The 12,905-nt window shown below is 67.9% G+C and carries 8 protein-coding genes; 5 read left to right on the top strand and 3 right to left on the bottom strand.

Translation table 11 applies throughout. The features are described from left to right. The first annotated feature begins 192 nt into the window (after window positions 1-192). The 3 genes from FHR66_RS16365 (at window position 193) to pyrF (ending at window position 2,556) form a co-directional block, all read left to right on the top strand. Complete coding sequence (locus tag FHR66_RS16365) at window positions 193-816, top strand: hypothetical protein (protein WP_160969176.1); 624 nt, start codon at window positions 193-195, stop codon at window positions 814-816. Between the two features lie 85 nt (window positions 817-901). Next, the gene (locus FHR66_RS16360) at window positions 902-1,813 is read left to right on the top strand and encodes a 5'-nucleotidase, lipoprotein e(P4) family (RefSeq protein WP_160969178.1); all 912 of its coding nucleotides are present in this window, start codon (window positions 902-904) and stop codon (window positions 1,811-1,813) included. Next, window positions 1,810-2,556, top strand: coding sequence for an orotidine-5'-phosphate decarboxylase (gene pyrF, locus FHR66_RS16355; RefSeq protein WP_160969180.1), 747 nt, complete (start codon window positions 1,810-1,812; stop codon window positions 2,554-2,556). The genes FHR66_RS16360 and pyrF overlap by 4 nt, the downstream gene beginning before the upstream one ends. A 168-nt stretch (window positions 2,557-2,724) precedes the next feature. Here pyrF and FHR66_RS16350 read toward each other — a convergent pair whose 3' ends face one another. The 3 genes from FHR66_RS16350 to FHR66_RS16340 all read right to left on the bottom strand — a co-directional run bounded on the left by FHR66_RS16350 (window position 2,725) and on the right by FHR66_RS16340 (window position 8,566). Continuing rightward, window positions 2,725-4,242 carry a tryptophan halogenase family protein gene (locus FHR66_RS16350; RefSeq protein ID WP_160969182.1) on the bottom strand — a complete coding sequence of 506 codons (1,518 nt, stop codon included), beginning with the start codon at window positions 4,240-4,242 and terminating at the stop codon, window positions 2,725-2,727. 118 nt (window positions 4,243-4,360) lie between these two features. Further along, window positions 4,361-7,414, bottom strand: coding sequence for a TonB-dependent receptor (locus tag FHR66_RS16345; RefSeq protein WP_160969184.1), 3,054 nt, complete (start codon window positions 7,412-7,414; stop codon window positions 4,361-4,363). Between the two features lie 90 nt (window positions 7,415-7,504). Next, entirely contained in the window at window positions 7,505-8,566 is a 1,062-nt protein-coding gene (locus FHR66_RS16340) for a substrate-binding domain-containing protein (RefSeq protein ID WP_160969186.1), read from the bottom strand. A 551-nt stretch (window positions 8,567-9,117) separates the two neighbouring features. Here FHR66_RS16340 and FHR66_RS16335 point away from each other — a divergent pair. Together FHR66_RS16335 and plsB are read left to right on the top strand one after the other, a co-directional pair. Further along, complete coding sequence (locus FHR66_RS16335; protein ID WP_160969188.1) at window positions 9,118-10,056, top strand: hypothetical protein; 939 nt, start codon at window positions 9,118-9,120, stop codon at window positions 10,054-10,056. Continuing rightward, window positions 10,056-12,722, top strand: coding sequence for a glycerol-3-phosphate 1-O-acyltransferase PlsB (gene plsB / locus FHR66_RS16330; RefSeq protein WP_167087952.1), 2,667 nt, complete (start codon window positions 10,056-10,058; stop codon window positions 12,720-12,722). Before FHR66_RS16335 ends, plsB begins: the two co-directional genes overlap by 1 nt. Window positions 12,723-12,905 lie beyond the last annotated feature (183 nt).

The raw sequence follows: 12,905 nt of genomic DNA, 5'->3' as shown, positions 1-12,905 counted from the left end.
TTTTCCGTACGGAGAAGTGTGGTGCAAATCACAGCGCTGCGGCATCCGGACGCTCCTGACGTGCTGTCAGGAAATTCCCTGCAAAACAAACATTTACGTGAGTTTCGTCACCTTCTGAAAAGACGTTCGTCACATCTGGCCGCGATCCGCAGCCGCTGCCACACTCACGGCCCACCACCTCGCGGGCCTCGCATGCTGCCGCTCACCCTCCTGCTGGCCCTGGCCTCGCCTGCCGCCCTCGGCGCCGCACCGGCCCACACCGCCGCAGCGCCAACGCCGACGGAATGCCCCGCTGCGCCGGGCGCCCTGAGCGATGCCGACGTCTGCGATCCACGCCGCGGCATGCTGCAACTGGCCTATCGTGCCGGTCGCGTCGTGCTGCAGGTGCCGGGACGCGCGCCGACCGTGCTGGAGACCATCCCGCGCGCCTACGCACCGGAACGGATCGGCACCGAGCACGCCATCCGCCTGTTGCCGACCCGGTTGCAGCCGTATCTGGCGCGCGACCGCCTGCTGTACCTGTCCGTGCGCCGGTCTTCGCCCGGGGACGGACACGGCTACTGCGGCGCCGGGGCGGAGATGGCGCTGACCGTGATCGACCTGCACGGCACGCCCACGATCCTGGCACGCGTGCCGGTGTCCAGTTGCCTGGACAACATCGATCTGGACGCGCCCGACCTCGATGACCTGACGCCCTACACCGTGCGCGATGGCCGCCTGCGCATCCGCTTCAGCACCTATGCCGGCCACGACAGCGACGCCCACGTCGAGGCGGTGCTCGCCCCGGATCTGCGCGCACTGACGTTCGTGCCCTGAGCGTGGCGGCCCGCCTGCGTTGCGCCGCACCTGTCATCGCAACCAGCTAAAATCCTCGGTTCATTTGCCTAGGTTCCTGCGCCCGATGACTCCGATCGCCCGCACCGCACTGGCCTGCGCCGTGCTCGCCCTGTCCGCCTGCAAGCCGCAGACGCAGGTCGCCGACCCGGCCGCCAAGCCGGCCACCACTGCATCCGCTGACGCGTCTGCCGCCGCGCCGGGCGCCGCCGACGACAACCTCAACGCGGTGCTGTGGATGCAGCGCTCGGCCGAGTACCAGGCCCTGGCCGAGCAGACCTATCGCGCTGCCGCCGACCGCCTGGATGCGGCGCTGAAGGAGCCGAACTGGGACGCGCTGGTGCCGGAGGAGCGCGGCAACGCCGCCGCCGGATTGAAGCCGGCGGTGGTGATGGACGTGGACGAAACCGTGCTGGACAACTCGCCGTACCAGGCGCGGCTGATCCGCAACGGCAAGGAGTACGACGAGGTCAGCTGGGACCAGTGGGTGGCCGAGAAGAAGGCCAAGCCGATTCCGGGCGTGGTCGATTTCGCCAAGGCCGCCGACGCCAAGGGCATCACCGTGCTGTACGTGACCAACCGCGCCGTGCACCTGACCGACGCGACCCTGGCCAACCTGCGCAGCGCCGGCCTGCCGGTGGCCGACAACAGCGTGCTGCTGGGCCTGGGGACGGTGGTCAAGGATTGCGAGCAGAACGGCTCGGAGAAGAACTGCCGGCGCAAGCTGGTCGGCCAGCAGTACCGCGTGCTGATGCAGTTCGGCGACCAGCTCGGCGATTTCGCCCAGGTGGTGTCCAATACCCCGGAAGGCCGCGCGCAGTTGCTGCAGCAGTACCACGACTGGTTCGGCGAGCGCTGGTGGATGTTGCCCAACCCCAGCTACGGTTCCTGGGAGCCGGCGCTGTTCAACAACGACTTCACCCAGTCGCGGGCGGCGCGCCACCAGGCCAAGGTGCAGGCGCTGGAGTTGGCGCAGTGAGCCGTGCGCCGCTGCCGCTGGCGCCGCACGAGCGGCTGATCTTCGCCCTCGACGTGCCCGGGCGCAGCGAGGCGCTGGAGTGGATCGAGCGGCTCGGCGATGCGGTGGCGTTCTACAAGATCGGCATGGAACTGCTGGCCTCGGGCGAGTACTTCGACGTGCTGGACACGCTGGCCGGACGCGGCAAGCGCGTGTTCGTGGACCTGAAGTTCTTCGACATCCCGGCCACCGTGGGCGGGGTGATCCGGCGGCTGTCGCAGTGGCCGGTGGACTACTGCACCATCCACGGCTGGCACCCGCCGATGATGCAGGCCGCGGCCGAGGCCAACGGCAGCGACATGCGCCTGCTGGCGGTGACCGTGCTGACCTCGATGGGCCGCGCCGACCTGGCGTCGATGGGCATCGACCGCGCGCCGGAAGACGTGGTGGTGGAACGCGCGCTGGCCGCGCAGGCCGCGGGCATCGACGGCGTGATCGCCTCCGGCCAGGAAGCGGCGCCGATCCGCCGCGCCACCGGCGCCGGTTTCTCCATCGTCTGCCCGGGCATCCGCCCCGGCGGCCCGGTCGGCGACGACCAGCAGCGCACGGTGGGCGTGGCCCAGGCCTTTGCCGACGGCGCCGATGCGATCGTGGTCGGCCGGCCGATTCGCCAGGCCAGCGACCCGCGCGCCGCGGCGGAGGCCATCCAGCGGGAGATTGCGGCGACGCTGGCCAGCAACACCGATTTTAAATCAATAACTTAGATGACGGATCCTAAAGCATTGCTTTAGCTTCGGCATGCCGGTAGCATGCCCAGCGTCCGGCTCTGCCGGAGATGTGCCATACCGTTCTCCGGCTTCGGTCGGATTTGAAGAGGCCCGCGCCTGGTGCGCGTGGCCTCTTTTTTTGTGCCCGCGTGGCGTGGGCGGTGCTTACGCAGCCTTGGCCGCGCAGTAGCGGTCGATGAAGGCCTGATGCGGTGGCATCGCGTCGGCGCAATGGCCAATGGTCTGCTCGACGCTGGCCATGAAGCGCTCCAGGTCGGCCTGCGGGACCTGGTCCACCAGCGGATGATAGGCGCGCGGCAGGATGCCCTGCCCGACCATCACCTGCACCCAGCTGATCTCGGCGAACATCTCATCGCCGTTCCGGTAGAAGCGGCCACTGTCGCGGAACAGGTCCAGCGTCTCCTGCAGCTCCGGGGTGATCGGCATGCTGCGGCAGTGCCGCCAGAACGCGCTGTCGTCGCGCTCGGTGGCGTGGTAGTGCAGCAGCAGGAAGTCGCGGATGCGGTCGAACTCGAAGGCGATACGCTCGTTGTAGCGCCGCACCAGCACCGGGCTGATGCCTTCGCGCGGGAACAGTTCCAGCAGCTTGGAGATGCCGGACTGGATCAGGTGGATGCTGGTCGATTCCAGCGGCTCCATGAAGCCACTGGCCAGGCCCAGCGCGATCACGTTGCGGTTCCACACCTGCTTGCGGCGGCCGGTGACGAAGCGCAGCGGTCGCGGATCGGCCAGGGCCGGGCCGTCGAGGTTGGCCAGCAGCGTGGCCGCAGCCTCGTCGTCGCTGATGTGCGCACTGCAGTAGACGTAGCCGTTGCCGGTGCGGTGCTGCAGCGGGATGCGCCACTGCCAGCCGGCCGCGCGCGCGGTGGCGCGGGTGTAGGGCGTGGGCGGGCCGACCTTGGCGCAGGGCACCGCCAGCGCGCGGTCGCAGGGCAGCCAATGGCTGAAATCGTGGTAGCCGGTGTGCAGCGCCTGCTCGATCAGCAGGCCGCGGAAGCCGGAGCAATCGATGAACAGGTCGCCGGCGATCGCCTCACCCGAGGCCAGGCGCACCGCGCTCACGTCGCCCGATTCCGGATGCAGCAGCACCTCCTCGACGATGCCCTCGCACCGGGTCACCCCGCGCTGCTCGGCGTAGCGGCGCAGGAAACCCGCGTACAGCGCCGCGTCGAAATGGTAGGCGTAGGCGATGTTGGCCAACGGCGAATTCGGCGGCACGTCGGTGGCCGAGGTCATGAACCGGTCGCGCTTGGCGGCGACGGTGTTGAGCGTGTAGGCGCCCAGCGGCCTGGCCTTGCCGGCAAGCGCCTGCTTGAACCAGTACTGCTGGAACGGCAGCAGCCCGAGCGGATGCCCGATCTCGGTGCCGAAGCCATGCACGTAGGAGGTACCCGGGCGCTGCCAGTCGGCGAATTCGATGCCGAGCTTGAAGCTGCCCTGGGTGTGGCGCACGAACTCGGCCTCGTTGATGCCGAGCAGGTTGTTGAAGGCCTTGATGTGCGGCACGGTGGCCTCGCCGACGCCGACGATGCCGATCTGCTCGGATTCGATCAAGGTGATGCGGTAGTCCGGACCCAGCACACGCGCCAGCGCGGCAGCGGCCATCCAGCCGGCAGTACCGCCGCCGACGATGACCAGGTTGCGAAGAGGGGCGGCGATCATGCGTGCGTGGTCCTGTACCGAGGAAAGGGGCGACCGCAAACGCGGACGGGGCCACCTGGCCCCGTCCGTTGAAACCCCACGCGCGCCGGTCGGGCACGCGCGTGGGTCATGCCGTGGATCAGAACTTGGCGCCGATCTCGAAGGTCACGGTGCGCGGCACGTAGTTGATGTCGCCGGTGGTGTTCAAGCCGACATAGCTCGTATCCAGGCGTCCGCCGGTACCGAAGTAATTGCCGGTGCCGTCGGGACCGCCGTAGATGTAGCTCGAGTAGTTCTTGAAGTTGAACGCGTTGAGCAGGTTCACGCGCGCCGTCAACTTGAAGTCGTTGTACACGGTGAAGTCCTTCGTCGCCTGGAAGTCGACCGTACGGTAGCCCCAGATCTTGCCGCCGACCAGGAACTTGCCGCTGCCAGGAGGCACGAAGCCGATCTGCTGGCAGGTCGCCCCATCGGGATCGGTCTTGCCGTAGCACGCAATGGTGTTGACCGGCTCGGGCGTGGCCAGTACCAGCTTGGCGCCGAAGGTCAGGCCCCACGGACCGTCGATCGAGCCGGAGGCGACGAAGCGATGCGCCGACACCGCATCGGACTTCACGAACGGATAGTCGTGGATGGTCGCCTTGTCGAACGAGTACGGCTCGTCGATGTTGCGGTTCTGACGCGCGCTGGTGTGGGTGTAGGACAGGGTCAGGCCCCAGCCCGATTCCTTGGTGTACGGCTTGTCGGCCGACAGCAGCACCTGGCTGCTGCGCTGCTCAAGGCCGTTCATGCCCAGGATCGTGTTCTGGTAGCCCGGCACCGGCTGACCCCAAGGCGCGCTACCCACTGAATCGAAATAGGCTCCGTTCGGGTAGCGATTGATCAACGACATGGCGAAGCCATCGTAGCTGAGCACGCGCTGGAAGGTCACGTCGGTCTGCCAGTCCCCTACTTGATTGGTGATGCCGAGGCTGTACTGGTCGCTGTACGGAGTCTTCAACTTATTGTTGAACATGAACAACTCCGCGCTGCCATTGACACCCGGAATCGTATTCAACTGATCTACGCCATTGAGGTAACGCGGGTCCCAAACAGCACAGGTCCGATCATCCTTGTAGCAAGAACTGGTGGGAGAGTTCTTGAAGTAGACAGCTACAGGAGACAACGCCGCTTTGCTGGTTTCCAGCGCTAATTGCTCGAACAGGTTGCGATCGTAGGACCGACCGGCGCCACCATGCAACACCGCACGCTCGTCGCCGAAGAAGTCATAGGAGAAGCCCAGCCGCGGCGCCCAGCCATCCTTGAAGTTCTTGCGGTTATGGCCGGTACTGATGTAATCGGCAACATTGATGCCGCTGGGCAGCAGGCGATTGGCCCACGGTTGGCCAGGATTGGCCGGATCGTCGGAGTAAAGCGCGTTGACGAAGGCCTGCGAGGTGACGAAGTCGGTGTAGGCCGGGCTGTCTTCGTAGTCCCAACGCACGCCGACGTTGATCATCAGCTTGTCGGTCGCCGCCCAATCGTCCTGGATGTAGATGCCGTACTGCTTGGACGGCGACTCCACCGTGGCCTTCTGGCCGGGCGTGTTATACGGCGCGACGAAATCCACGCGATAGGGAATGGCGGCGATGCCGTTGGCATCGATCGAGTAGCTGAACTGCGGATTCAAGGCTGCCGCGTCCTGCGAGGTCAGCTTGATGTCCTTGTAGCTGACGCCCATCTTGATGGTGTGTTCGCCATGCCACTGGAAGCTGGTGAAGGTCAGGTCGTTCTGCAGGAACCAGCCCTTCTGGCTCTTGCGCTGCACGTTCAGGCCACCGGCGGAGCCGGTTTCCAGGAACGTGTATTCGCCGATGTTGGGATCGTTATAGTTGAGGTACTTGTAGACGACACCGTTGCCGATGCTCTTCGGATTCGGATTGTTCTCCGAGTCCTCGGTGCCGACGATCAACTCGTTGAACCAGTTGTCGGCGCTGTGCTGCCAACGGATGTTGGCGCGCTTGTCCTTGTTGATCTTGTTGGTGCCGTGATCCGGCGCACTGGTACCGCCCACATTGCCGGTCTGGGTCTCGTCGCGGTACTGGCCGCTCAGTTCGATGCGGTCGCGATCGGTCGGCTCGAAATCGATCTTGCCGAAATACAGATCCTCGCTGAACGGCATGTTGGCTGCGCCGTACTGGCTGGAAATATTCGACGGCAGCAGGCCGAGGTAAGGCTGCGCGTTGGCGTCGGCCTGCACGCTCTTGGGCACCACGTTCTCCTTGCCCTCGTAGGCGACGAAGAAGTGCATGCGGTCCTGGATGATCGGGCCGCCCAGGGCGAAGCCGTATTCCTTGGTCTGCGAATCGATCTTGCCGTTCTTTTCCTCGTCAGGACGCTTGTCGCGCAGATCCTGGTCGGTGTAACGGTAGAAGGCCTCGCCGTGGAACTCGTTGGTGCCCGACTTGGTGGCTGCAGTAATAGCCGCGCCGCTGATCTGGCCGTACTCCGCCTTGTAGTTGGAGGTGATGACCTTGTACTCGCCGATCGCCAGCTGCGGGAACGGGTTGCCCTGGGTGTCGCTCTGGCCGGCGATGCCGCCGCCCTTGACGTAGCTCTTCTGGCCAACGCCGTCGATGTACAGGTTGCCGGCGCTGGCGTTGGACGCACCGCCGCGCAGCTTGGTGTTTCCGTTGCCATCGACCTGGAACACCATGCCCGGCACGGTGTCGGCGAACTCCAGGAAGTTGCGGGTGGCCTGCGGCAGCTGCTGGATCTGGTGCAGCGACACCACGTTGCCCACTTCCGAGGTCTTGACGTCCTTCAGCAGCGGCGCGCTGACGGTGACGGTATCCAGCGTGGTCGCGTTGCCGCCGGCGGCGGTGGTACCGGCGTCGAGATCGACGGTGGACGAGGACGCCACCTGCAGGGTCACCGTCTTGGTGACGCCATTGGCCTCGACCTTGTAGGTGCCCGGCTGCAGGCCGACCACGGTATAGCTGCCATTGGCGGCGACCGGCGCGCGGCGCACCGAGCCGGTGGCGATGTTGGTGACGGTGACTTCGGTGCCGGCCTGGGCGGCGGCGACCTGACCGCGCAGGGTCGCGTTGCTGGACTGGGCCATCGCCGGCATCGTGGCGAACAGGCAGGTGGCCAGCGCGCAGCACAGCAGACTGCGTGCGGGCAGGTTGGAAGCGGAACGCGGTTTCTTCATGACAGAAGCCCTCCCAGGGCGGTAAACGGGATCATTGTTGTGTTCTTCTAGGTGCTGCAAAAAACGACATCGGTGCGGCATGCGTCGGTGTCAGTCCATGGCGGTCCCTCGCTGAGCACTGGAAGCACGAACGATGAGTTGCGGGGCGATCGCGCTGGCCGATGCTGCCGATGCCGCCGGAGCGGCATGCGGTTCCAGCGCGGCGAGCAGCAGTTGCATGGCGCGGGCGCCGAAGCCGGCGATGTCCACGCGCATGGTCGTCAGGGCCGGATGCACGTAACGTGCCATCGGCACGTCGTCGAAGCCGGCCAGGGCGATGTCCTCGGGCACGCGCAGCCCGGCATGGGTGAAGGCGAACAGGCAGCCCAGCGCCATCATGTCGTTGGCGGCGAACACCACGTCCGGCCGCTGGCCCTGCAGCAGGGCTTCGCCGGCACGGTAGCCGGAGGCCTCGTCGAAGGCGCCGGGCAGCACCAGGGGCGCCTCCTGCGGGCAGCGCTCGCGCAGTTCGTCGCGGTAGCCGCGCAGGCGCTCGCGCGCGTCGAAGTTGTCGTCCGGCCCGGCGATGAAGGCGATACGGCGATGACCCACGTCCAGCAGATGGCGGGTCATGGCGCGCGCGCCACCGTAGTTGTCGACGTTGAGCACCTGCGCCTCGCCGAGGCGCTCGGCGCAGTTCATCAGCACCGCCGGCAGCGTGCCGGGCAGCAGGTCGGCCGGGTCCTCGGCATCGTTGGCCAGGTATGGCGACATGATCAGCAGGCCATCGACGCGCCCGGGCATGCGCCGCACCGCCAGCCGCTGCTGCTCGGGTTCGCCGTGGTAGCTGGACACCAGCAGGTGCAGGCCGCGCTCTCGCGCCACCGTGTCGATGCCGCGAATCAGCTCGGAGAAGAACTCGCCGTGCAGGTCTGGCAGCACCACGCCGATGGTGTGGGTACGGCGGCTGCTCAGGCTGCGCGCGGCATGGTGCGGCACGTAGTGCAGGGTGCGCGCGGCTTCCAGCACCCGCGCGCGCACGGTTTCGGCCACGTGCTGATGGCCGTTCATCGTGCGCGACACGGTGGCGACCGACACGTTGGCCAGGCGCGCCACGTCCTTGATGGTGATGTTGGCGCGCGGATCCGGCGCCGGAACGGGGGGCGGGCTCACCAGCGTGCCTCCAGGGTCCGGTCGGACCTGCGCGTGGCGACGCGCAGGTCGGCAGACAGGCGCGGAGCGACGGACGCGGTATGGGTACCTCTGAGCGCACGGGACGAACGTGCCGCCGGCCATTGCGCACGCGGCGGCAAGTGGCAGTCCTGCGCCTGCGCTGGGGGCGTCATCGCAAGTCCGCACCGGACTGCAGACAACACCCAGCCGCAGCGGCGCGCGCCACCGTGACCGAGCACTCGGATGATCTCTGACGAATATCGCACTGGGTCCCCCGGCCAGCACCGCCTCAATCGAGGTGGGCGGACGTTAGCAGCAACTGCAAGCGGTTACATGATGCGTTGCAACATGTGCAATCCCCTGGCACATCGGGCGATCCGCCGACATGTCTGTCCCGGCAGTCCCAGGCCGGGTCATGAAATGTCCTGCCGCGACAGCCCCGCCCCCTGGATGCCTGCCGGGTCGCCTCCGCACTGCCGTACCGTCCGGCTTGCCGGAATCGCCCGCGCCCAGCAAGATGCGGGACGTTTTGGGGAACGAGCCCGTACCGTATGTCGTCCTGCCCGACCCGGGTCATCTCCTCGCGCGCGCTGTGCATCCTGCTGCTGGCGATGCTCGCCCTGGCCGTGGGCGGATGCAAGCGCACGCCCGCCGAACTGCCCGGCGCCAGCGCCGAGCCTGCCGCGGCGGTGCGCACGCTGGCGCACGCGCTGCAGCGCAACGACCTGCTCGGTTACGCCCAGGCCGCGGTGCCGCCGGCCCAGTACCAGCGCCTGCAGCAGGCCTGGAGCGAGGACCGCAGCCGCTGGCCGCTGACCGAACTGCCGCTGGCCGAACGCCTGCCCGAGGTGCTCGACACGCTCGCCGCGCCGGACGCCGAGCGCCAGCTGCAACGTGCCTTCGATGCGCAGTTCGGCGGCCAGGCGGCGAGCCTGAAGCAGGCGGCGCACTCGCTGGGCCTGTTCGGCGTGCAGTTCCTGCGCAATCAGGGCCACTACACGCCCGAGCAGCGCGGCCACTACGTGCAGTTGGTGCAGGCGCTGAGCGCGTGGGCAGCGCGCGCGCCGCTGTCCGAGCGCAAGCGCGCCCAGGCGGCGATCGCCCGGCTGTGCGCCGCCGCGCGCCGCACCGGCGTGCGCAGCGATGCCGACCTGCGCCAGCTGGGCATGGACGAGAGCCTGCGCCGGCTGGGCCCGTTCCTGGCCGACCTCAAGGCGGTGCTGGCCGACTACGGCCTGGACCTGGACGCCAGCGCCGGTGCGCTGCGCACCGGCCTGGTGAACCAGCAGGGCGACCAGGCCGTGGTGCGCATCCAGTACCCGCTGGACGGCGAACAGATCGACACCACCGCGGTGCTGGTGCGCCGCGACGGGCACTGGTACCTGCGCGACACCCTGAGCGAGGCGGATGCAGTGCTGGCGGCCAGCGCCGGCACCGCCGACACGGCCACGGCACCCGCCGCCGACCCCGCCCCGCCGGCTAAGCGATAATGGCCCCGATGCCAGAACAAAACCCCCTTCCGTTCCCCGACGACGCCGCGGCTGCACGCGCGGCCGACGCGGCACGTGCGCCCGCCGACGCCTCCCCGGCCGACCCCGGCGCCTCCCCCGCTTCGACTGCCGCTGCCCTGCCGGTGGCGGCGACCGCCCCACGCCAGGCCAAGGGGCCGCTGTGGGCGCGCCTGCTCGGCCGCCTGGCCGACCCCTGGCTGGGGCTGAAGATCGAACCGGCCGAGCCCGGCCAGTACAACGACGGCCGCCCGGTGGTGTACGTGCTGGAGGACTACGGCCTGTCCAACGCGCTGATCCTGGACAAGGCCTGCCGCGAATCCGGCCTGCCCTCGCCGCTGGTGCCGCTGCCCGGCGACCCGCTGGGCCGCAAGCGCGCCTACCTGGCGCTGTCCCGGCGCAGCAGCAACCACGCGCTGCTGCCGGAGCAGCGCGGCGCCAAGACCCACTCCGATTCGCTGGCCAAGCTGCTGCAGGCGCACCGCCTGCGCCCGGACCTGGACATCCACTTGGTGCCGGTGTCGATCTTCGTCGGCCGCGCCCCGGACAAACAGAGCGGCTGGTTCGCCGTGCTGTTCTCGGAAAACTGGGCGCTGGTGGGCAGCTTCCGACGCCTGCTCGGCGTGCTGCTCAACGGCCGCAGCACCATCGTGCGCTTCGCCCCGCCGGTGTCGATGCGGCAGACGGTGGAGGAAGGGCTGCCGCCCGAGCGCACCGTGCGCAAGCTGCAGCGCGTGTTGCGCACGCACTTCCGGCGCATCCGCGAGGCGGTGATCGGCCCGGACCTGTCGACCCGGCGCCTGCTGGTGGACCAGGTGCTGGCCGCCGAGCCGGTGCGCGAGGCGATCGCCTCGCAGGCCAAGCGCGACAACAGCAAGCCGGTGGATGCCTGGCGCAAGGCCCACGCCTACGCCTGGGAGATCGCCGCCGACTATTCCAGCCCGGTAGTGCGCTCGGCCAGCTTCCTGCTGACCCACGTGTGGAACCGCATCTATGCCGGCGTGCTGGTCCACCACCTGGACAAGCTCAAGGACGCCGCACCCGGGCACGAAGTGATCTACGTGCCCAGCCACCGCAGCCACATGGACTACCTGCTGCTGAGCTACCTGCTGTACGAACGCGGCATCGTGCCGCCGCACATCGTGGCCGGCATCAACCTCAACCTGCCGGTGGTCGGCACGCTGCTGCGCAAGGGCGGCGCGTTCTTCATCCGTCGCTCGATCAAGGGCAACGCGCTGTACTCGGCGGTGCTCAGCGAGTACGTGGCGCAGCTGGTGGCCGGCGGCTATTCGATCGAATACTTCGTCGAAGGCGGACGCTCGCGCACCGGCCGGCTGCTGCAGCCCAAGGGCGGCATGATCGCGATGACCCTGCGCGCGTTCCTGCGCCAGCCGCGCAAGCCGGTGCTGTTCCAGCCGATCTACGTCGGCTACGAGAAGCTGATGGAGGGCAACAGCTACCTCGACGAACTCAGCGGCCGGCCCAAGGAAAAGGAATCGATCTGGGCGCTGCTGTGGGGCATCCCCAAGGTGCTCAAGCAGAACTACGGCCAGGTGGTGGTGAACTTCGGCGAGCCGATCCCGCTGAGCCAGGTGCTGGCGCAGCGCGCGCCGGAATGGGATGGCCGGCCGCTGGGCGAGGACGAGAAGCCGGCCTGGTTGAACGGCACCGTCGATGCGCTGGCGCAGCAGATCCAGGTCCACATCAACGCCGCCGCCGACGTCAATCCGGTCAACCTGCTGGCGCTGGCGCTGCTGTCCACGCCCAAGCACGCCATGGGCGAGGCCGACCTGATCGCGCAGATCGAACTGTGCAAGAAGCTGCTGGCGGAACTGCCGTACTCGGACCGGGTCACGGTGACCCCGCACTCGCCCGAGCGCATCATCGCCCACGCCGAAGAGATCAACGTGCTCACCCGCACGCCGCATCCGCTCGGCGACGTGCTCAGCGTCAACGGCGACAACGCGGTGTTGCTGAGCTATTTCCGCAACAACGTGCTGCACCTGTTCACCGCCTCCTCGTGGGTGGCATGCTGCTTCCAGAACAACCGCCGCATGAGCCGCGCCGGCCTGCTGCGGCTGGGCCGCACCGTATACCCGTTCCTGCAGTCGGAACTGTTCCTGCCATGGAGCGAGGACCAGTTCGCCGAGCGCATCGAACGCACCATCGAGGTGTTCGTGCGCGAAGGCCTGCTGCTGCAGCTCAACGAGGACGACGGCAGCGTGCTGGCGCGCAACACCGGCCAGACCGACGAGGTGTTCCGTCTGCGCGCCATCGGCCACTCGCTGCAACAGGCGTTCGAGCGCTATTACATCGCCATCTCGGTGCTGGTGAAGAACGGCCCGGGCAAGCTCGGCGCCGGCGAACTGGAGAGCCTGTGCCAGCAGGCCGCGCAACGCCTGAGCCTGCTGTACGCACCGGCCGCGCCGGAGTTCTTCGACAAGACTCTGTTCCGCGGCTTCATCCAGAAGCTGCGCGAACTGAAGCTGGTGTGGCCGGACGAGAACAGCAAGCTGGTGTTCGACGAGCGGCTGGACGCGTGGGCCAAGGATGCGAAGTTCATTCTTGGCCGCGAGCTGCGCCACACCATCGAGCGGGTCAGCCCGGAAGCGGCGAAGGTGGAGGAGCCGCCGGTGCCGCAGGACTGAGGCGGCGGTTGCCGCACGTCCAGTCGTGACGCGGTGGGATCCGGGCGAGTGGCGACGCGTCAAACACGAGGGCGCCCGTCTATCACTGCGGCGCGGCGCGTGGCGACGCGTCAAACACAAGGGCGACCCGCTATCGCTGCGGCGCGGCACAGTGACTTCCGACACGCGACCGCGGGCCGGTGC

The sequence above is a fragment of the Xanthomonas sp. F4 genome (genome assembly GCF_011761895.1).
Note: the sequence above shows the minus strand (reverse complement) of the source record. Positions and strands in the feature narration are given on the sequence as shown.